Origin of the sequence: Phenylobacterium sp. LH3H17 (genome assembly GCF_024298925.1) — a bacterium.
Taxonomy (GTDB): Bacteria; Pseudomonadota; Alphaproteobacteria; order Caulobacterales; family Caulobacteraceae; genus Phenylobacterium.
Genome location: NZ_CP101283.1, coordinates 2751131 through 2770662 on the forward strand (window position 1 = coordinate 2751131; position 19532 = coordinate 2770662).

Consider the following 19532-nt stretch of genomic DNA (forward strand, 5'->3'; position numbering starts at 1 on the left):
CTGGCTGAATGACGCGGTGGCCCGTTTCAGATCACCGCGTCCAGGGCCGCGAAGAGTTTTGCGATGTCGATCGGCTTGGTCACCACCGCGTCCATCCCGACAGCCAGATATTGTTCGACCTGATGCGACATCGCGTTGGCCGTGAGGCCGATGATTGGCGTGCGGAGGCGGCCCGAACTGGCTTCCTTCCGCCGGATGGCCTGGGTCGCGCCTGGCCCATCGAGTTCCGGCATCTGCACATCCATCAGGATCACATCGAAGTCGCCTGCCTCCCATGCCTCCACGGCCTGCAACCCGTTCGCCACGAGCACGGGCTGGATGCCCACCTGGTGGAGCAGGGTCTTGAGCACCAACTGGTTGGTCGGGTTGTCCTCCGCCGCCAGCAAGCGGATTTGCTGCAGGTCCGAGGAGATCTCGACAGACCCTGCGCCATGGGACGGCTTGGTGATCGTCGTCGCCGTCCGCCGCAGGGGCAAGGAAACCTCAAACGTCGTTCCCTTGCCCGGCGCGCTCTTGACGTCGATGGAGCCTCCCATCAATTCCGCGAGCTGACGGCTGATGGCGAGGCCCAGCCCGGTGCCTCCGAAACGTCGGGTGGTGGTGGCGTCGGCCTGGGTGAAGGCGTTGAACAGGTGCGACAGCACCTCCGGCGTCATGCCGATGCCGGTATCGGCCACAGCAAGCCGCAGGCCGTCGTCCCGATAGACGGCGGAAACCCGCACCTCGCCGGTCGCGGTGAATTTCAACGCGTTGGAGATCAGGTTGTAGAGAATCTGGCGCACGCGCGTCGGATCGCCCCGGTAGACGCCCGCCGCCTGGCCGACGTCGAGCGCGAAGGAAAGCCCCTTCTTGTTGGCCAGGGAGGTGAAGGCCGCCTGAGCCCCGTGGACCAGCTCACCCAGGTCGAAATCGATGTCTTCCAGATCGAGCTTGCCGGCTTCGATCTTGCTGAGATCCAGCACATCGTTGAGGATCGCCAAAAGCGCCTCTCCCGATTGGCGGATCACGTCCAGTCGATCCTTCTGCACCGGCGAAAGCTCGTCGTTGGTCATAGCCTGCGCCATGCCAAGCACCCCGTTGAGCGGCGTCCTGATCTCGTGGCTCATTGTGGCCAGGAAGGCGCTCTTGGCGGTGTTCGCGGCCTCCGCCGCGCCGGCGGCGTCCGCCAGGACGGCCTCGGCGCGGCGCCGGTTCGTGATGTCCTGAAGGGCGCCGATCAGACGCAGGGGACGACCGTCCTCATCCTCGATCAGGTCTGCGGTGAGGAGCGCCCAGACGTCCCGGCCGTCAGTCCGATTCACCGGGGTCTCAATCCGAAAGCCGTCCCCCGTCTCCCGATGGCGCCGCCAGGCGTCCTCGGCCCGGGACCTGTGGTCGGGGTGGACGCCGAACCAGATGTTTTCCAGCAGATCTTCGAACGTCACCGTTCGGTCGAAGAACGTGTCCTCGGCGCCGGTCTTGACCAGCGTGCGCGCCCGATAGTCCATCTCGAAGACGTGGAGCCTGGCGTTTTCGAGCGCGATGGTCAGCCGGTGCTCGGAACGGGCGACGGCGTCCTCTGTTCGCCGCCGCTCGGTGATGTCGCGAATGATCGTCGTGAAGATGAGCCCTTCGGACGTCTGCAGCTTGGACAAGGACGCTTCGACCGGAAATTCCTCGCCGCTCTTCCGCAGGGCGGAGAGCGGGCGTCTGTCACTCATGACCTTGCTGTCGCAGGGACCGCCCGCGAACTGATCCATGTGCCGCTTGTGGGTCGCCCGGAAGCGCAAGGGCATCAGCCTCTCGAGCGACTGACCGACGATCTCGTCGGAGCCGTATCCAAAGATCGATTCAGCGCCGGCGCTGAACATCAGGACGCGCCCCTCGTGGTCCGTGAGGATGATGGCCTCGGAGGAAATCTTGAGAATGCCGACAAGGATGTCCTTGTCGCCCAGGGTCTGCACATCGCCCGATTGCTCGGAAGTCACTGTCGGATGCTCCTTCATGTCCAGGCGGCGCCGCTGACGAGAGGCGCCGCAAGGAACCGCTGTGGGGGTCCTCAAACGGGGCGCTCTGGCGCGGCGCCAGAAATTCAATGCGGCCTCTGCCTCAAGCTGCTGGGCCGTCTCCAGGCCCCAGGCGGGGTTGTGCTCGCGCCATCGGACAGGGCCCTGCCGCGGGGCGCGAGCGCATGGCCTGACCACGCGCCACCGACGGGAGCCGGTCGAGAATCGTCGCTATTCCCCTTGAGCGTCGGGATCGGCCTCGACAGGCGCGTCGGCCGGACGCCGCCCTCCTCGCCCCTGGCCAACCGACCTGGCGTGGAGCGACCGGGCGGCCGCGCTGCTGGGAGCCACCATCGGGTAGTCCGTCGGCAGATTCCACTTGGCGCGGTATTGATCAGGCGACAGGTTGAATTTCGTCCTCAGATGTCGCTTGAGCGACTTGAACCGACGCCCGTCCTCCAGGCAGATCAGATGTTCAGGTGTTATCGACTTCCTGATCGCCACCGCCGGAGTCTGGACCATGGACGGCGGAACCCCACTGCCCCTGCAGGCCGCGGCGATCGCCCTGTGGATCAACTGGACCAGGTTCGGAAGATCGACCGGCGCGACCGAATTCCTGCTCAAATAGGCCGATACGATGCCGACCGTCGCATCGAGACTCACGGATTGTTTCGCCATCAGGAACTCGCTGCCGAGCGGGGGGGTGTCGGACATTCAATCTTCGCCATAACCGCAGATGGGCGTCAGCGCCGCGCCTCCGGCGGCGGCGTCCCCGTGGCTACGAGCCGGCGAACCCTAGGCTGAAACCGGCCCGCCGAACCAGCAACCAGACCGGTATTCGGTTCGCGACAATTTGTCATATGACTAAGGTTATAGGCGACATTTGCGATCGGCATTGAATCGTACAGAATTGCCCGTCTAACCAAGGCAATTCTCTCATCCCACTATATTTAGATATAATGGGCCCGCCCTCGTAGTGAGAGATCCGAAGCGCGATCTTCGCTTTAGATTTGCGCGATCCGTTAGCGTTAACCAATCTCTATAGTTCGCAGATCGAAGACTGCAGCCAGAAGCACGGCCAAGGTGTCGGGCACCTTCTCCCGGCGCTGAGCTCGAATGTTTGATCCCAAGACATGAGGAATTCCAAATGACCCAGGAACAATCTTTGAGCGAACGGCTCAGCTTCATGAAGCTGGACGCGGCGGCCCAGCAAAGCATCCGCGACATCAAGTCGATCATCATGCACGACTTGCCAGGCGCGCTCGACGCCTTCTACGCCCAGATCCAGGCCTACCCGGAAACGCGGAAGTTCTTTGCCAGCCAGGGTCACGTCACCAGCGCCAAGAACAGACAGGTCAACCACTGGGAGGCGATCTCCAGTGGCGACTTCGATCAGAACTATGTGCGCGCCGTCACGACGGTCGGCGAAATTCACGCCCGCATCGGCCTCGAGCCGCGATGGTATATCGGCGGCTACGCCCTGCTGCTGGACACCCTGATCGGCGGCGTGCTCGAGGCGCGCTGGCCCAAGGGCGGCTTCGGAGCCAGGAAGGGGCCTGGCGTCAGACAGGTTTCTGCGGAGCTGGGCGCCCTGGCCAAGGCGACGCTCCTGGACATGGACTACGCGATCTCGGTGTACCTTGAAGCCGCCGAGGCGGCGCGCAAGGCGGCCGAGGCCGAAGTGCTCGCCCACGAACGCGCCGTCGTCGTCCACTCCGTCGGCGCGGGCATGGCGGCGCTGGCGGCCGGCGACCTGACCTATCGAATGCCGGACGACCTTCCGCCCGAGTACCTCAGGCTGCGCGATGACTTCAACGCGGCGATGGTCCAGCTGGAGGAGACCATGACGATGGTCGCCTCGACCACGGTCAGCATCGGCGCCAGTTCCGACGAGATGTCCCAGGCCTCCGACGATCTGTCGCGACGCACCGAGCAGCAGGCGGCAGGCCTCGAGGAAACCGCGGCGGCCCTGGACGAGATCACCGCCACGGTGAAAACCACCGCCGAGGGCGCGCGCCAGGCGAGCGCGGCGGTGGCGGAGGCGAAGAACGAGGCTCAGCGATCCGGCGAGGTGGTCGGCCAGGCGGTCCACGCCATGGGCCAGATCGAGGAGTCATCGCGCCAGATCAGCCAGATCATCGGGGTGATCGACGAGATCGCCTTCCAGACCAACCTCCTGGCCCTGAACGCCGGGGTCGAGGCGGCCCGCGCCGGCGAGGCCGGTCGCGGGTTCGCGGTGGTGGCCTCAGAGGTTCGAGCCCTGGCTCAGCGTTCGGCCGAGGCCGCAAAGGAGATCAAGACCCTGATCTCGGCCTCATCGCAGCAGGTCGGGCAAGGTGTGAACCTGGTGGGTGAGACCGGGAAGGCCCTGCGGTCGATCGTGACCAAGGTCGCCGAGATCGACGCCGTCATCTCCGAGATTTCGGCCTCGGCCCAGGAGCAGTCGACGGGGCTCGCCCAGGTCAATGTCGCGGTCAATCAGATGGACCAGGTGGTCCAGCAGAACGCCGCCATGGTGGAGGAGTCCACGGCGGCCGCCCATGCGATGAAGGCCGAGATCGGGGAGCTGGTGCAACTGGTCTCGAGATTCGAGGTCGACGGCTCCCGCGCCGTGACCCGATCGGCGCCGCGACCGGCGTCCGCCGGATCCACGGCCAGGCCTTCGCCCGCCCGGGCCATGCAGCGCAAGGTCGCGGCCGGGCTGGGCGGCGGGTCCCGGGCAAGCGAAGGCTGGGAAGAGTTTTGAGCATGTCAGCGCCCCAGACCCAATTCCCGCCCGTCGGGGCGGAGCTGATCATGGTCCAGATCGGTGACCAGCAGTTCGCCATCGACATCATGTCGGTCCGGGAAATCCGCGGATGGACGCCCTCCACGCCGCTGCCGCATGCGCCTTCCTATGTCCACGGAATGATCGACCTGCGGGGCCTCATCCTGCCGGTCGTGGACCTCGGCCTGCGCCTTGGCCTGGCTTCAACCCAGCCCGACAGCGCCTCGGTCGTAGTGGTCGCCGAGATCGGCGGCCGTCAGGTCGGGCTCCTGGTCGACGCCGTCTGCGACATCATCCTGCTCACGGAAGACATGCTGCAGGAGACACCTGACGTCGGAGCCCCCGTCATCCAGGACTTCGTGCAGGGCGTCATGACCACCGAGATCGGCATCGTCACCCTACTCTGCCTCGATCAGGTCCTTCCGGGCGGAGTCGCGGCCGCCGACGCCATCGGCGTTTCCGTCGCCAAGGCTGCCTAGCGATGAAGCCTGCGGCGTGCGGGTCGAGGGGTTGCGAGGACCGGTTCATGGGCGTCCAGGAGGCGCCGCTCCCGGAACAGCCGCCTGCCCCGCGCTTCAGGGTCCTGGGGCGCGCGATCCCCTCTCGGAGTGGCGCCGCCTCGCGAACTTCGGGATATGAGCCGCGATCCTTGGCTCGTCCAGCCTGCAGGGCCTCATGTTGAAATTTCCGGTCGAGATCGCAAAACATGGCTAATGCGCTGAACGATCCAGAGTCCGATCGGGAAAAGCTGATCGGCCACCTTGAGCGGGCGCAGCGCCTCTCCGACACGGGCAGTTGGGAGTGGGATATCGTTACAGGCGAAATCGTCTGGTCGGCGCAGATCTACCGGGTCTTCGGCCTGGCCCCGCACGTCTTCGCGCCGACCTATCCGGCCTTCCTGGAACGGGTTCACCCCGACGACCGCCCCCTCGTGGAGCGGCGGGTCCAGCATGCCATCGAGGGCCTCGAACCCTACGATCTGGACCACCGGATCGTCCTGCCGGACGGGAGTGTGCGCATCGTCCACGAGCGGGGCGAAGTCGAGTACGCCATTGATGGGCGCGCCATGAGGATGCTTGGCGCGGTGCAGGACGTCACGCCTCTGCGCGCGGCGGAGCGGGCCTCCCGGCGGAGCCAGGAGATGCTGGCGAGCATGCTGAAGATCTCGCCGGAGGCCATCGTGGTCACCGACGCCGCAGCGCGCATCCTGCTGTTCAGCGCCGGCGCCGCGGCGATGTTCGGATACAGCGCCGACGAGGTGATCGGGCTTGGCGTCGAGCGCCTCATGCCTGTGCGCTACCGTCAGGACCATCATCGGCACGTCGAAGGCTTTGCCGCCGGCCCGGCGCGCGGCCTTCGCATGCACGAGCGGTCGGACATAAGGGGCCTGCGCAAGAACGGGGAGGAGTTCCCCGCCGAGGCCTCCCTGGCCAAGCTCGAGACCGCCGACGGGTTCGCGTTCACCACCGTCGTGCGTGATCTTTCCGCGTGGAAATCCGCCGAGCTTCGTTTGGTGGAGGCGCGGGAGCAGGCTGAGCGCGCCAACCAGGCCAAATCCACCTTCCTGGCCAATATGAGCCATGAGATCCGCACCCCGCTCAACGGCGTCCTGGGCGTCGCCGGCGCCTTGGCGCGCACCGGATTGACGGCGAAGCAGGCCACGATGGTCCAGCTGATCGAGACGTCGGCCCGCGCCCTGGATGGTCTGTTGAGCGACATCCTGGATCTGACCAAGATCGACGCCGGTCGGACTTCGGTGCGGACCGAACCCTTCCATCTTGACGCCCTGGTCGGAGACGTTTTCGAGCTGTTTCGCGCCAGCGCCGCGGAAAAGGGCGTCGGGTTCCAGATGAGGATCGCAGAAGACTCATGCCGCTATTTGCGGGGTGATGACCTCAAGATCCGACAGATCCTGTCGAACCTCCTGAGCAACGCGGTGAAGTTCACCGATCAGGGTGAGATCAGCCTGTCGGTGGCCGAGATCGCCTGCGGCGAGACGAACTGCCGGATCCGTTTTGTCGTCGAAGACACCGGCGTCGGGTTCCCGCCCGAGGTCGGGAGCACCGTGTTCGAGAGGTTCGAGCAGGCCGACGGCTCCATCACGCGGCGGTTCGGCGGGGCCGGCCTGGGCCTGGCGATTTCGAAATCCCTGGTGGAGCTGATGGGCGGGACGATCTCAGCCGCCTCGACGCCCGGTCGCGGCTCGACCTTCATATTCGAGCTGCCGCTCCGGAGAGAGACGGCCCAGGCGATCGCCGAACCTTCGCAGAGGCCGTCGCAAGCCCTCCCTCATGGGGAACCCATGCGGATCCTGCTTGCGGAGGATCATCCGATCAACCGCATGGCCGTCGAACTGATCCTCGATAGCCTGAATGTCGAACTGACCTGTGTCGAGAACGGGCGGGACGCCATTGCGGCGGCCGAGGCCCAAGCCTTCGATCTCATCTTCATGGACATGCAGATGCCGGTGATGGACGGCCTCACGGCAATTCGCCATATCCGCGCGCGAGAAGCTGCGGCCAACGCCGCGAACACGCCCATCTGCGTCCTGACCGCCAACGCGATGCCGGAACACCGAGAGCAGGCTGTGGTCGCTGGCGCGGGGGCTTTCATGACCAAGCCGATTGATGCCGCGGCGCTCATCTCGCTGGTCGAGACGGTGTACGGGAACAGACGATAACCGGATCGTCACCAGCCGGACCTCGCTGTCCCGCCGATCTAGGAATGCCTTGATCCCAGGCGCTGCGTGAACCGAAAATTCAGCCGGCCACAGGGCGGATCATTTCAGCCGGCGACCGCCGTCGCCTGTTGGGGATGGAGCTCCAGGGAATCTCGCCCCACGGCTGCCTAGCCGCTCCCAGAAGAGCGTGAAGCGCGACGGAATGCGACGTCCGCAAGCCACCGATTGCCGACGCCAAGCGCCGCGGCGGTTGGGATGGTCTGCCTTGCGCCAATGGAGGACATTGGCTCACTGGCAGAAGGCAGACACTCTCCAGGCGGCGTTGAGACCGAGGCCCAGGTGTCAGGTTCCATCGGCTCCATCACCTCTCGACTGACGCCACGTCCGGGTGGCCAAGGTCGTGGCAAGTGTGGAGCCCTGCGATGACCGACCTGTTCGACCCATGTGAACTCAATGGCCTCAAGCTGCAGAATCGCATCGCGCTCTCGCCGCTCACGCGCACACGGTCCAACGAGGCCGGCGAGGCCGGGCCGCTGCAGGCGCTCTACTACGCCCAACGCGCGTCGGCGGGCCTGCTGATCACCGAGGCGACACCCGTGACGCCCGGCGGACGCGGCGGCCCGAATATCCCCGGCCTGTGGAGCGACGACCAGATCAGCGGCTGGCGGCAGGTAACGGACGCGGTCCATGCCAAGGGCGGCCTGATCTTCAGCCAGCTCTGGCATGCGGGGCGCCTCAGCCACTCGTCACTGGGCGGAGGCGAGCCGCCGATCGCGCCCTCAGCCATGCGCCAGCCGGGCCAGATCTTCACGCTCTCGGGGCCTCAGGACTACGAAGATGCCCGCGCGCTGCGGACGGACGAGATTCCTGGAATCGTCGAGCTCTTCCGCGTCGCGGCCGTGCGCGCCAAGGCGGCTGGGTTCGACGGAGTCGAACTACACGCCGCCCACAGCTACCTGATTGACGCCTTCCTGCGGGACATGACCAACAAACGCACCGACGCCTATGGCGGCTCGATCGAGAACCGCGCCCGTCTGCTGGTCGAGGTGCTACAGGCGATCATCAGCGTGTGGGGCCCAGAGCGCACCGCCGTGCGCCTTGCGCCCGTCGGCCATGCCTACCAGGCCTGGGATAGCGACCCCGAACCCCTGTTCACCTATGTGGTCGAGAGGCTGAACGCGGCGGAGGTCGGTTGGCTGGACCTGGTGGAGGGTGACACCGGCATCTCGCGCACGGCCGAGCCCGGCTTCGACCTCCAGAAACTGCGGCGCCTGTTCAAGGGCGTGACGATCGCCAACAACCTCTATGACCGCGACCTGGCTCTCGCCGCCCGCGCGGCCGACACCGCCGACATGATTGCCTTCGGTCGCCCCTTCATCGGAAACCCCGACCTGGTGGAGCGCTTGCGCGAAAACACCCCCCTTACCGTTGCGGACCCCCGCACCTACTATGGCGGCGGCGCCCGCGGCTACACCGACTTCCCGACGCTGGCGGAAGCGGGCGTGGTCAGCTGAAGGCCGACGCCTCTGCGCCCCGCCGAAATCGGTGCGGCGGCCGCATCTTTACGTGGCCTCGCTCAGGTCCGCTCACGGCGCCGCGTCCGGCCCTCGGGCACAGAGCTTTGGCCCTGAACCGCCCAGAAGCGGACCCACCCAACGACGGCAAAGAGCCCATAGCCGCAGGTTCAATCCCCTCCGGCGCCCACGAATTGAACGCCTGAACTGCGCCGCTGATCAGCCGACCAAGTAGCTGCGGTATTCCCCGGACGGCCGTTCGCGACAGCCGTGCTAGAGAAGTCCATGGCCGCGGCTTGCCTCACGGGACTGACTTATTTCGCGCTGGTCTTTAGCCTGGCGTTCGCAACAGGGGCTGCCCGCGTGCTTGTCGTCGCCCCACGGCTTGGTCCGACCGCCGCGGTGCTATTGGAGGTCCCCCTGATCATTCTGGCGAGCTGGGCCATCGCTCGCCGCCTGCTGCGCGACCGAGACTTCACCCGCGCGCAGCGTCTCGCAGTTGGAGCGACGGCTTTCACCTTGACCATGGCCGCCGAGGCGGGGCTGGCGAGGATCATGCAAGGTCAAAGCCTAGGAGACTGGGCGATGACCGTCGCCACCCCGATTGGGCTCGTGGGATTGGCGGGACAGACCGCCTTCGCCGCCATGCCGCTCTTGGTCGGTCACGATCCCAGGGGGCCGCGCGCTGAAGGTGACCGAGGCCCTGTCCCGGGTTGACGATTGGCCGGGCTCCCCGGACCGACATCTCCCGAGGCGTTGCGGGGCGTCCCCGCAGAAAGGGTCAGACGGGACTTCAGGCCCGGCCGCAGGGGAAGGCCTTCCCCTCCTGGATTCAACTCCCTCGAGGCCACCGGCAGAGTTCGCACCCCGCCGTCGTCGCTCTCACCTCAGCTCGCCGACCACCCGCGCCTGCGGATAGCCGGCCGCCAGATCGTCATGTTCGGCTTCGCGGGCGGCGCGGGCGACATTCAGGCGCCTGTAGATCTGGCCCTCCTCGGACCCGGCCGCCGCCTCGGCGCGCGACAGATCATTGGTCAGGCCGACCACCAGGACCTCGACCGAAGCGGGACCCGCCACGGCAACCACGAAGTTGCCCGCCACCGGAAGCAGGGCCCCGCCCTCTGACCAAAGCCGGAACCGATAGGTGGCGCCCGATGCGCCGAAGAGATCGATGAAATCCATGGGTATCGCGAAACAAGCTCAATGAAATGGAATCGGGGCCGCGAAATGCGCTGCGACCTTCGCCTCTTGTGGCCCCAATGCGGCGCGATGGACATCCCGCAAAGTGACCGCCCCTGTCAGTCGAAGCCAAGGCTTTGCGCACAACGCCTCGCTCCGCGCGGCGGGAGGCGCCGTCGAGCGGCCGGCGGCGGCCCAACGCCGGCGCCTTCGGCCGCGTGGTGGAGCGAGACTGCCGGCTCACGCGTCATCCGGTGGACCCCGCTCCCCTGGTGGCGAAGGCGCCTGACAGGCGCCCAGGCCCTTTTGGTGACCGCGGCCACCTTCCTCGCGGTGTTCCTGGGCGGCGTCTTTGGACCAGACGTGTTGAAGAGCCAGTGGGTCGCCGCCTTGAAGGCCGGCGCGCCACAGGTGGCTCTCGCGCCCTACTATCGGACCTGCAGCTCGGCTCACGCCGCGGGCGTCTACTCGCTTCGAGCGGGAGAGCCGGGACACCGCGAAGCCCTCGACCGCGACCAGGACGGGCTTGCCTGTGAGCCCTACACGCCGCGCTGACGATCGAAAGGGAATAGGAGCGCGAGGCCTGGGTTAAGTCAGAGAGGGGGGACCAAGCGCGACCGCCGGCCACGCGCCGTGCAAAGCACGTCAGGCGCTAGCCCGAGTTCAGGCCTTGGCGCGGCCGCGCTTGGCGGCGGGCGCGACTTTCCGGCCAAGACCGATCGACTTGGCCATCTGAGAACGCGCCGCGCTGTAGCTCGGCGAGACCATCGGGTAGTCCCGGGGAAGGCCCCACTTCTCGCGGTACTGCTCCGGCGTCAGGCCCTTCACCGACAGATGGCGGCGCAGCGTCTTGTAGCCGCGGCCGTCCTCGAAACTCAGCAGAGCCTCGGGGGTGATCGACTTGCGGATCTGGGCGGGCGTGAGCTTGGGCTGGGCCTCCACCGGGGCCCCGGCCGCCTCGCGTGAAGGTTCAACGCCGGCGCGCACGGCCTGCAAGCTCGCGGCGATCTGCGAGATGACGTTGGGAATATCCGCGGCGACCACATGTGTATTGGAGAAATAGGCCGCGGCGACATCGGCCACGAGTTCGCGAAGGTTATTGTCGTCGTCAGCCACAACATCTCTCCGCGTGAATGTGCAGCACCGATAGAAACATCCGACTGTGTTGGCAAGGCGACGGAGTTGAACGGCGTGCGAAGTCTCGGCTGTGGCTGAATGGCCATGACGTGCTGATGAGCAGCAACAGACAGCAATGACGCTCCGGAGATTGAGTCTGTGATGGGGGTTGCGCCTGTCGGAACTTGTGGCGCGCCGCTGAGTTAGTTGGATGAAATGGCCGTCAGAGGTCTTGACGGCTGGAGCGGTCTGGAGGGATCGCTCTTCGGCGGGTAGGCCAGGTCCCCACGGGCTCACTCACCGATCCAAAGAGCCCGACCTTGCCACAGCAAGGCCGGGCTCTTGTCTATTGAGCGTTTGACGGATTCCCCGAGTCTTGTGGTCTCCAATGTCGCCGCCTATCAAGGCGGTGGCGGATGCCGCGTAATACAGCCAGGTCTAGAGCCAGGGGAGCCGCGCAAGCGGCTCGGCGGCGACCCGGTCGAATAGGCGGGCTCACACTGCTGAGATTCCAACATCCGCCCCCTTCATTCTTCAGCCACGGGTTGCATTTCCCCACCGGTTGATTCAGCCTCTGCCTGCCGACGGCGCACCGTCGGCAGGGGCGTGGAATCCCCTCGGCAGTGATGAAGTCCGTTGGTGTCCCTGGAGACGCCGCGATCTCCTTCGATCACCCCGCGATCAACGGCGCGCCGGGCCGGTGCTTGCCGTCGCGTGAGGATTCCGCGTCTCCCGGAGAGGGAGAACGCGATGACCCGGGACCAACCAGCACGCGGCGCAGCAGCCGCGGGACGCATGGATATCGGCGCGCTCTACCGCCGGTACGCCGGATGGCTGAGGGCCACCCTGAGCAGGAGGTTCGGCCCGGACAAGGCCGACGACCTCGTCCAGGAGACCTATCTGCGCCTGCAGCGCTACGAGGGCCAGGTGATCGCCCATCCCACGGCCCTGCTGGGACGGGTGGCGCACAACCTCGCCGTCTCCGACCATCGCCGAGACCGGGCGCGCGGCGGCCTGCCGTTTCGACTGGAGGTGGTTGAGGACGGCCCGGAGATCGCGATCCCTCCCGACCAGGCCGAGCTCGTTCTCCTCAAGCAGATCATCCTCTCGATGCCGCAGACCTATCGCGACGTCTTCGTCCTCAACCGCTTCACCGGTCTCAGCTACCTTCAGATCGCCAAGGGCCTGGGGCTCTCGGTCAAGACGGTGGAGTGGCGGATGTCGAGGGCGCTCGCCCACTGCGCGGCGGAGTTGACCGACAAGCCATAGGGATCGGCAAAGCTGCATCGGATTGCGCCAACCCTGTATGGGCCGCAAGTGATGGTTCCGCTCCACGGCAGAGGCGATTCACGTGGCTCCATCCAAGAAGACCGCGACCGGCCCCGACCCCATAGACATCCAGGTCGGGATGCAGATCCGCGCGCGGCGCAATTCCATTGGCTCCAGCCAGACGGCCCTGGCCGAGGCGATCGGCGTCAGCTTCCAGCAGGTCCAGAAGTACGAGCGCGGCGCCAACCGGGTCTCGGCCTCGATGATGTCGCGGATCGCCGGCCACCTGGGCTGTCGGCCGGCGGACCTCTTGCCGAGCGGAGACGGCGACGACGCCGTTCCCTTGGATTCGGCGTTCCTGAGCCAGGCCGGGGGGCCTGAACTCGCCAAAGCCTTCATGAGCCTCTCGCCCAGGCTCCGGCGCGCCATCGTCGACCTGGCGCGATCCATGGCCGCCGCCGAAGGCGCCTGAAGGCCGGCCCGAGGCGGGAGGATCGCAGGCGATGGTCCGATGGGACGTCACCTGGTCAGTCCTATCTCAAGGACACATAGCGAGCGGCGCCAGGTCGACAGGGCGCGCCCTCGCTCACGCCGCCAGCGCCTCCCGCACCGCCCGGGCGCAGAGGTCAGGGTGCGCGGCGGCGATGTCGTGCCCACCGGGAATGTCCACCAGCCGGGCATGGCGGGCGATGAGCGCCCGGTCCGAGGCGCTGAGCAGGCTCGGCAGGTCTGGCTGGGGCTCGGAGGTCAAGGGCCGATCCCCGGCAAGCACCGTGCAGCGCGTCCGCATCCGCCCCACCAGGTGGGCGTAGGACCCCTGGAAGACGGTCGTGCTGAACCGGGTCGGCTTAACCGCCAGCACCCGTCGGAGCGGCCAGCATTCTCCATCCAGGAAGGGCTCGATCGCCACCAGGCCCGCCATGCCCGGCGGGGGATCGCCGGCCATGGCCATCCCGATCACCCCGCCCAGGGAATTGCCCACCAGCCAGAACCGCCGCCCCGGCAGCGCCCGGGCCAGGGCCTGGGTGAAGCCCCGCGCGCAGACCTCGACGGTCGGCCGATTGATGATCGGCGCCCCGCCATGGCCAGGCAGCAGGCCAAGAACGAGGTCGAAGTCGGCGAGCCGGGTCGTCAAGGGCGCGATGTCGGCGATGACCTGATCATAGCCGGCCAGGACGGCGGCCAGGGGACGCCGGCCGGCCAGTTCGCCGGCCGCCAGATGGATCTCGCCGACCTCCGTGGCGACACGAACAAGTTGCATGCGGGCGTTCTTCGAGGCCTGTATATTCACGCTAAGCGCGCCGGTAATGGCTGAGTTACGCGTTATACGTGTAGATTGCGACAGCGCGATGTGTCAGCTTCCCGCCGTGAAATCAAGCCTCTCTCTGCGTTTCCTCCGACCTATGCGCCCCCATCGTCACTTCGTTCCCACGTCGCACGGCCAGGTCGAATTGGTCTTCAGGCCAGCGGCGCCCTCCGAGCGGCCCCTGGTCCTGTTCATTCATGGCGCCGGCCGCCATGTGGCCGGCCATGTGCGCTGGTTCGACGCCCTCGGGGACGAGGTCGAGGTGGTCCTGGCCGAGCTCCCCGGTCACGGCCTTGCCCCCTGGCTCTCCCGAACCGACGTGGAGGCCTGGACAGACGCCTTCGAGGAAGCGATCGCCGCGACCTTCCCCCGGCGTCCGTTCGTCGCCGTGGGCGAGTCCCTGGGCGGACTGCTGGCCATGGGCCTCGCCGGCGCCGCGCGCATCGTCGCCTTTGACCCGCCGCTGCGCACCGGCGAGCTCTGGCCGATCCACCGCGATCCCGCCCTGCTCTCGGCCCTGACCCCGGCGTTCTGGAGTAATATCTTCGGCGCGGGCCCGGGCTCCCGCGACATCGACTACCGTTCGAGGGTTTCGGCGCGGCGGGCGCCGCTGTCGATCGTGACCGGAGACATGCCCCTCGGCGCCCCGCGGCCCCTCCCCACCCCGCCGGCCTTCCTGGACCCCGAGGATCGCGGCCTCTGCGAGGCGATCCCGGGGGTTTCGGTGGTGGTCATCCCGGGGGCGGGCCACGCGCTGCTGGACCATCACGCCGAGGCCTGTTTCCGCCTTGTCGCCAGAGAGGTCTCCGCCTTCCGGTCGGCGCAGGCGCCGTCGCGCCCCACGAGGCCAATTCGCCCTAGGCACCCAGGGTCAGCCAGACCTGGATCAGGCCCAGGACGCCCAGCACCACCAGGATGACGCCGATGACCACAACCCCGCCCCCCGTGGCGTTGGCCTTGAACCAGCCGCCCAGTTCGACGGAAAGGGAGTCCTTGGACGGCGGAACGGGGGGCCTGGAGCGCTGGGTCATGAAGGTTGATGTATAAAATCTACACAATTTGCGCAAGAGAATACTGTATGTTATATACAGTTCATGTCGTCCACAGATCGCCCCGCCCGCCTCAAGCTCGCTCGTCAGGACGCCGGGTTCCCCACCGCGGCGGCGGCCGCCTTCCGGTTCGGCTGGAACCGCAACACCTACAGCTCCAACGAGAACGGCAACGCGGACTTCTCATACAGGCGGGCCAAGGTCTATGCGGCGGCCTTCGGTGTCAGGCCCGAGTGGCTATATGAGGGGCAAGGTACGCCAGATACGGACGTCACTGCCGTCGCGAGGCCGCCATTTCCGCGGATGGTCCCGGTCATCGGCCGGGTGGGCGCCGACACCGAGGGACGGGTGCTGTTCGCCACCGGGCAGGAGGCGGGCGATCTGGCGCCCATCCCGCCCGGCGGCACCGAGAAGGCCGTGGCCCTGCTGATCGTCGGGCATTCGATGCGGGGCGTGGCCGATGACGGCGGCCTGATCTATTTCGAGGACCAGCGCACGCCGCCGACCCCCGACATGCTGGGCCATATGGTCGTGGTCGAGACGGCCGGCGACGAGGTCCTGGTCAAGCGCCTGCTGCGCGGATCCAAGGCCGGCCGGTTCGATCTCGAAAGCGTGGTCGGCGACACCCGCCAGAACTGCAAGCTCCGCTGGGCCGCCCACATCACCGCGATCATCCCGCCCCATCAGGCGCGCCGCATCATCCGCTCCGGCGGAGTCTAGGCCCGGCGTGCCGGGCGCCAGGGCCATCCCACCGACGGCGCGCGCGGCGCAGTACCTGCGCATGTCCACCGACCAGCAGCGCCATTCCCTGGACAACCAGGCCAGCGCCATCGCCGACTATGCGGCGAGGCGCGGGCTTGAGGTCTGCGCCACCTATATGGACGCCGGGGTCAGCGGCCTGCGCGCGGCCAATCGCAGCGGCCTGCGACGGCTGCTCGCCGACGTGGTCGGGGGCGCCGCGGATTTCGAGGTCGTGCTGGTCTATGACGTCAGCCGCTGGGGCCGGTTCCAGAACCCCGACGAGAGCGCCCACTACGAGTTCGTATGCCGCCAGGCCGGGGTGCGGATCGAATACTGCGCCGAGGACTTCGGCGCGGGCGGGGTGGCCGGCGCCCTGCTCAAACAGGTCAAGCGGGTGATGGCCGCCGAATACAGCGCCCATCTTTCCAAGACCGTGCGCCACGCCAAGCGCCGCAATGCCGAACAGGGCTTCTGGCAGGCCGGCGAGCCGGGCTACGGCCTGCGTCGCTGCGTGGTCGACGGCGCGGGGCGCCCGCTGGCGGTGCTCGGGCGCGGCGAGCAGAAGGCGCTGCAGTCCCAGCGCCTGGTCCTGGTTCCGGGGCCTCCGGAGGAGGTCGCCATGGTGCGGCGCATCTATCGCCTGTTCCTCGAGGAAAGAGTCAGCCGAACCGCCCTGGTCCGCCGGCTGAACGACGAGGCCATCCCCTATGGCGACGGACGCCCCTGGACCTACCAGAAGGTCAAGAACGTCCTCACCAACCCGGCCTATGCGGGAGACAAGGTCTTCGGCCGGCATGCCTACGAATTGGGCGGCGGCCCGGTCGCGCAATCCCCCAAGGACTGGGTCAGGATCGCCGACGCCCTGCCCGCCGCGGTGCCCCGCCAGGACCAGGCCAAGGCCGCCAGGATCATCGCCAACCGCATGGTCATGCTCGATGACGACGCCATGCTCGGCCGGCTCGCCGAGCTGCTCAGGACCGAGGGCCGGCTGTCGTCGCAGATCATCAAGCGCGCGGAAGGTGTCCCCTGCCCGGCCACCTACCACAACCGCTTCGGCAGTCTGAGGGAGGCCTACCGGCGGATCGGCTATGTTCCGGCGACCGCGCGTGGGCGTCATGCGGCCGCGCCGCCGCGGATCGTTCGTCCGCGGCTGAGGCGAACCGCGCCGTGACCGGCCCGTCCCAGGCGCCCAAGCCGGGCGCCATCCCGGCCGTGGCCTATCTGCGCATGTCCACGGCCCGGCAGCCGGAATCCCTCGCCCACCAGCGCGCGGCGATCGACGCCTTCGCCCGGGCGCGGGGCTACGACGTCCAGCGCGCCTACGCCGATTCCGCCGTGAGCGGGGTCGAGGCCGCTAGGCGACCCGCCTTCCGCGATCTGCTGGCCACCGTCCTCGGGGGCCGCGCCGACTTCGCGGCGGTCTTGGTCTACGACGTCAGCCGGTGGGGCCGGTTCCAGGATCCCGACGAGGCCGCCCATTACGAGTTCCTGTTCGCCTGCGAAGGCGTGCGCATCATCTACTGCGCCGAGGCCTTCGCCGAGGGCCAGGCCGCGCAGGACGTGCTGATGAAGAGCCTCAAGCGCGCCATGGCCGCCGAATATTCCCGTGAGTTGGGCGCCAAGGTCGCCCAGGCCCAGGCCAGGCTTTCGGCGCTGGGCCACTGGCAGCACGGGCCGCCGGGCTATGGCCTGCGCCGCCGGCTCGTCAATGCCGACGGGACCCCGGGCCCGATCCTGGAAGACGGCCAACGCAAGTCCGATCCGCGCCAGCACACGGTCCTCGTCAAGGGTCCGGCCCGGGACGTCGCCGTGGTCCGACGGATGCACCGGCTGTGCGGCAGGCAGGGCCTGGGCCCCGCGGCGATCGCCCACCTCCTGAACAGCGAGGGGGTTGCCGCGCCGCGGGCCGCCAGCTGGTCGGCCGAGCGGGTGCGGTTGATCCTCGCCAATCCGAAGTATGCCGGCGTCCTCGTCACGGGCCGGCGACACACCCCGCTTGGCGGCAGGCGCCGCGACCAACCCGCCCAGGCCTGGATCACCGTCCCCGGGGCGTCGCCGGCCCTGGTGTCCCGCAAGGCCTTCGCCGCAACCCAGGCTGTCCTGCGACGTCACGCGACGCCGGAAACGCCTGACCTGCTCGAGGCGCTCATGGCGGTGGTCGAGGTTCATGGGGTGGTCGGCGAGGGCCGTCTGAAGGCGCTCGGCGTGCCGAACTACCGCGCCTATCGGGTGAGGTTCGGAAGCCTGCGCCAGGCCTTCGCGGCCATCGGATACGCGCCGGGCCGGCGTTTCCCCAAGCGCATGGATGAGACCGAGATGCTGCAGGGCTTGGCCCGCCTCTTCGAGCGCGCGGGCGACCTTACCACCGCCCTGGTCGACGCCGATCCTGACATCCCCAGCTCCGATCACTACCGCAAGCGTTTCGGGAGTCTGGCCGAAGCCTACGCTCAGCTGGGCTTTGTCCGCATCGGCGCGGCGGAGGCCAGGTCCCAGGTGGGCCGGGCCCGGCTGGAGGCCCGTCGCCGCACCGTACTGCGCTGGATCACTCCGACTGTGTGAGAGTCAGGCCAGCGGTGTGTGGCGCCGGCGTGGTCCTGCCGGCCTGGCGAGCGCCTCACATCCCCTAGTCTCGGTGGTCATGACCCCGGCTGGCTGCAGGCGTCGCGCTCAAACTCGCGCCCGCACCTGGAGCGCCTGATCCGGACGAGCCATGGAGCATGGCTTCGGCCCGATGGCGGGTTGAGGCCTTCCGCTCCCAAAACGGGGCCACGGTCCTCTTGGCGCTCAATCGGCGAGGCGATCACGCTGCGCAAGCACATCGCCTATCAGGATTTGCCGCGCCCGCAGCGGTTCCTCGAATAGCGGGCTGTGCGCTGAGTTTTGGAACGTATAGAAGCCCTTCGTTGGAGCTTTGAGCTTGGCAAAATAATCCTGGGCGAGACCATAGTTCGCGGTGTAGTCGAACAGCCCTATAAAGAAGTACACGGGTATTCCAATTTGAATAACCGTGGCGGTGAGGTTGGTTTCTATGAAATCCTGCCAAAGCATCGCTCGGGAAAACGACACTCCCCTCCAAATATTTACCTTCTCCTGCAAACTGTAGGCTCTACATTTCCACACCGGAATGAACACCCCGCTGATCACCGAGCTCATGTCGCGCGTCGTGCCGATCCCCAGCCCATGCATGGCGGCGTCGCGCAGGCGCAGATAGCGTTGGGAAAGCCCCTGGGCCATACTTACGGGCGCGGCCTCCAGCTGGCGGACCATCACGGCGTCACCTCGAGCCCGATACGCCGTCAGCATGTATCGATGGGCCTCGACCTCCGATCTCAGCTGGTAGGATACTTGGCCCATGCCGACATAGGCATGAAAAAGGTTTGGGGCCGCAGCCGCGACCTGTATGCCAAGAAAACTACCCCATGAGTGACCTAGCAGGTAGATCTTGTCCTTATGAAATCTTCGCCTAAGTAGATTCGAGACCTCTATTGTGTCGGCGATCAGCTGTTCCAGCGTCATCGTATCATGGGGAATATCCGAATTGTACGAGATGCCGGAACCGCGCTGCTCCCACCAGACGACAGTAAATTCTTGCTCGAAACCCGTGGGATACTTGTCGTTGAGAAAATACTCTGGCATCCCCGGCCCGCCATGGAGAAAGAGCATTACTGGATGAGATTCATCGGTGCTCTCGATGATCATTCCTTGGTGAGTTCCGTTGATCTCGACAAATGATTTCTCAACGACGACGCCATCAGCTCTCATATATTCCACGACATCAAACCTCCTTAAGTAGAACACCTTCCATAGAAGTTCTGTTGCGTGAATACGGTTCGGCATTGGCCGGCTGGCGGCCTCCTCGACCCTCAACCTAATCGGGGTTCCACCATCCGGCGACAGTAGGCCAAGAGGTGTATCTTGTATTTGAT

19 protein-coding genes are annotated in these 19532 nt (G+C 66.8%); 12 read left to right on the top strand and 7 right to left on the bottom strand.

Going from position 1 to position 19532, the window contains the following annotated elements; genetic code table 11:
* Positions 1 to 26: 26 nt before the first annotated feature.
* Together M9M90_RS13600 and M9M90_RS13605 are read right to left on the bottom strand one after the other, a co-directional pair.
* Complete coding sequence (locus M9M90_RS13600; protein WP_254833760.1) at positions 27 to 1967, bottom strand: PAS domain-containing hybrid sensor histidine kinase/response regulator; 1941 nt, start codon at positions 1965 to 1967, stop codon at positions 27 to 29.
* 249 nt (positions 1968 to 2216) lie between these two features.
* Positions 2217 to 2699, bottom strand: coding sequence for a MucR family transcriptional regulator (locus M9M90_RS13605; protein WP_254833761.1), 483 nt, complete (start codon positions 2697 to 2699; stop codon positions 2217 to 2219).
* A 433-nt stretch (positions 2700 to 3132) separates the two neighbouring features.
* Here M9M90_RS13605 and M9M90_RS21200 point away from each other — a divergent pair, with 433 nt between their 5' ends.
* From M9M90_RS21200 to M9M90_RS13635, 5 genes are all read left to right on the top strand, one after another.
* Complete coding sequence (locus tag M9M90_RS21200) at positions 3133 to 4731, top strand: globin-coupled sensor protein (RefSeq protein ID WP_371876858.1); 1599 nt, start codon at positions 3133 to 3135, stop codon at positions 4729 to 4731.
* Positions 4732 to 4733: 2 nt separating this feature from the next.
* Positions 4734 to 5231 carry a chemotaxis protein CheW gene (locus tag M9M90_RS13620; RefSeq protein WP_254833762.1) on the top strand — a complete coding sequence of 166 codons (498 nt, stop codon included), beginning with the start codon at positions 4734 to 4736 and terminating at the stop codon, positions 5229 to 5231.
* A 227-nt stretch (positions 5232 to 5458) separates the two neighbouring features.
* Positions 5459 to 7432 carry an ATP-binding protein gene (locus M9M90_RS13625; RefSeq protein WP_254833763.1) on the top strand — a complete coding sequence of 658 codons (1974 nt, stop codon included), beginning with the start codon at positions 5459 to 5461 and terminating at the stop codon, positions 7430 to 7432.
* A gap of 422 nt (positions 7433 to 7854) precedes the next feature.
* Positions 7855 to 8946 carry an alkene reductase gene (locus M9M90_RS13630; protein WP_254833764.1) on the top strand — a complete coding sequence of 364 codons (1092 nt, stop codon included), beginning with the start codon at positions 7855 to 7857 and terminating at the stop codon, positions 8944 to 8946.
* A gap of 285 nt (positions 8947 to 9231) precedes the next feature.
* Positions 9232 to 9663: a hypothetical protein gene (locus tag M9M90_RS13635; protein ID WP_254833765.1), complete on the top strand. Its 432-nt coding sequence runs from the start codon at positions 9232 to 9234 to the stop codon at positions 9661 to 9663.
* Positions 9664 to 9828: 165 nt separating this feature from the next.
* Here M9M90_RS13635 and M9M90_RS13640 read toward each other — a convergent pair whose 3' ends face one another.
* Positions 9829 to 10128: a hypothetical protein gene (locus M9M90_RS13640; RefSeq protein WP_254833766.1), complete on the bottom strand. Its 300-nt coding sequence runs from the start codon at positions 10126 to 10128 to the stop codon at positions 9829 to 9831.
* Positions 10129 to 10434: 306 nt separating this feature from the next.
* Here M9M90_RS13640 and M9M90_RS13645 point away from each other — a divergent pair, with 306 nt between their 5' ends.
* Positions 10435 to 10680, top strand: coding sequence for an excalibur calcium-binding domain-containing protein (locus tag M9M90_RS13645; RefSeq protein ID WP_254833767.1), 246 nt, complete (start codon positions 10435 to 10437; stop codon positions 10678 to 10680).
* Between the two features lie 108 nt (positions 10681 to 10788).
* Here M9M90_RS13645 and M9M90_RS13650 read toward each other — a convergent pair whose 3' ends face one another.
* Positions 10789 to 11241, bottom strand: a complete 453-nt coding sequence (locus M9M90_RS13650; protein ID WP_254833768.1) for a MucR family transcriptional regulator — start codon at positions 11239 to 11241, stop codon at positions 10789 to 10791.
* A gap of 750 nt (positions 11242 to 11991) precedes the next feature.
* On the opposite strand from M9M90_RS13650, the gene M9M90_RS13655 reads away from it, so the two are divergent.
* Positions 11992 to 12510, top strand: a complete 519-nt coding sequence (locus tag M9M90_RS13655; protein WP_254833769.1) for an RNA polymerase sigma factor — start codon at positions 11992 to 11994, stop codon at positions 12508 to 12510.
* A gap of 82 nt (positions 12511 to 12592) precedes the next feature.
* Positions 12593 to 12982, top strand: a complete 390-nt coding sequence (locus M9M90_RS13660; protein ID WP_254833770.1) for a helix-turn-helix domain-containing protein — start codon at positions 12593 to 12595, stop codon at positions 12980 to 12982.
* 114 nt (positions 12983 to 13096) lie between these two features.
* On the opposite strand, the gene M9M90_RS13665 is transcribed toward M9M90_RS13660, so the two are convergent.
* Positions 13097 to 13771, bottom strand: coding sequence for an alpha/beta fold hydrolase (locus M9M90_RS13665; RefSeq protein WP_254833771.1), 675 nt, complete (start codon positions 13769 to 13771; stop codon positions 13097 to 13099).
* Between the two features lie 190 nt (positions 13772 to 13961).
* On the opposite strand from M9M90_RS13665, the gene M9M90_RS13670 reads away from it, so the two are divergent.
* Positions 13962 to 14735: an alpha/beta fold hydrolase gene (locus M9M90_RS13670; RefSeq protein WP_254833772.1), complete on the top strand. Its 774-nt coding sequence runs from the start codon at positions 13962 to 13964 to the stop codon at positions 14733 to 14735.
* Here M9M90_RS13670 and M9M90_RS13675 read toward each other — a convergent pair.
* Positions 14674 to 14847: a hypothetical protein gene (locus tag M9M90_RS13675; RefSeq protein WP_254833773.1), complete on the bottom strand. Its 174-nt coding sequence runs from the start codon at positions 14845 to 14847 to the stop codon at positions 14674 to 14676. The two genes, M9M90_RS13670 and M9M90_RS13675, sit on opposite strands and share 62 nt — an antisense overlap.
* A gap of 63 nt (positions 14848 to 14910) precedes the next feature.
* Between M9M90_RS13675 and M9M90_RS13680 the strand changes: the two genes are divergently transcribed.
* From M9M90_RS13680 to M9M90_RS13690, 3 genes are read left to right on the top strand one after another with little or no spacing between them, the layout of a single operon-like run.
* Positions 14911 to 15585, top strand: a complete 675-nt coding sequence (locus M9M90_RS13680) for a peptidase S24 (RefSeq protein ID WP_254833774.1) — start codon at positions 14911 to 14913, stop codon at positions 15583 to 15585.
* Between the two features lie 7 nt (positions 15586 to 15592).
* Positions 15593 to 16777, top strand: coding sequence for a recombinase family protein (locus M9M90_RS13685; RefSeq protein WP_254833775.1), 1185 nt, complete (start codon positions 15593 to 15595; stop codon positions 16775 to 16777).
* Entirely contained in the window at positions 16774 to 18165 is a 1392-nt protein-coding gene (locus tag M9M90_RS13690; protein ID WP_254833776.1) for a recombinase family protein, read from the top strand. Before M9M90_RS13685 ends, M9M90_RS13690 begins: the two co-directional genes overlap by 4 nt.
* Before the next feature lie 225 nt (positions 18166 to 18390).
* Here the strand turns inward: M9M90_RS13690 and M9M90_RS13695 are convergent, their stop codons facing one another.
* Positions 18391 to 19443, bottom strand: a complete 1053-nt coding sequence (locus M9M90_RS13695; protein WP_254833777.1) for an alpha/beta hydrolase — start codon at positions 19441 to 19443, stop codon at positions 18391 to 18393.
* Positions 19444 to 19532 lie beyond the last annotated feature (89 nt).

What these genes read in the sequence shown, in the direction of transcription:
- M9M90_RS13630 (WP_254833764.1), top strand. Translation starts at nt 7,855, where the DNA reads ATGACCGACCTGTTCGACCCATGTGAACTCAATGGCCTCAAGCTGCAG.
- M9M90_RS13620 (WP_254833762.1), top strand. Translation starts at nt 4,734, where the DNA reads ATGTCAGCGCCCCAGACCCAATTCCCGCCCGTCGGGGCGGAGCTGATC.
- M9M90_RS13655 (WP_254833769.1), top strand. Translation starts at nt 11,992, where the DNA reads ATGACCCGGGACCAACCAGCACGCGGCGCAGCAGCCGCGGGACGCATG.
- M9M90_RS13665 (WP_254833771.1), bottom strand. Translation starts at nt 13,771, where the DNA reads ATGCAACTTGTTCGTGTCGCCACGGAGGTCGGCGAGATCCATCTGGCG.
- M9M90_RS13675 (WP_254833773.1), bottom strand. Translation starts at nt 14,847, where the DNA reads ATGACCCAGCGCTCCAGGCCCCCCGTTCCGCCGTCCAAGGACTCCCTT.
- M9M90_RS13680 (WP_254833774.1), top strand. Translation starts at nt 14,911, where the DNA reads ATGTCGTCCACAGATCGCCCCGCCCGCCTCAAGCTCGCTCGTCAGGAC.
- M9M90_RS13625 (WP_254833763.1), top strand. Translation starts at nt 5,459, where the DNA reads ATGGCTAATGCGCTGAACGATCCAGAGTCCGATCGGGAAAAGCTGATC.
- M9M90_RS21200 (WP_371876858.1), top strand. Translation starts at nt 3,133, where the DNA reads ATGACCCAGGAACAATCTTTGAGCGAACGGCTCAGCTTCATGAAGCTG.
- M9M90_RS13640 (WP_254833766.1), bottom strand. Translation starts at nt 10,128, where the DNA reads ATGGATTTCATCGATCTCTTCGGCGCATCGGGCGCCACCTATCGGTTC.
- M9M90_RS13605 (WP_254833761.1), bottom strand. Translation starts at nt 2,699, where the DNA reads ATGTCCGACACCCCCCCGCTCGGCAGCGAGTTCCTGATGGCGAAACAA.
- M9M90_RS13635 (WP_254833765.1), top strand. Translation starts at nt 9,232, where the DNA reads ATGGCCGCGGCTTGCCTCACGGGACTGACTTATTTCGCGCTGGTCTTT.
- M9M90_RS13695 (WP_254833777.1), bottom strand. Translation starts at nt 19,443, where the DNA reads ATGCCGAACCGTATTCACGCAACAGAACTTCTATGGAAGGTGTTCTAC.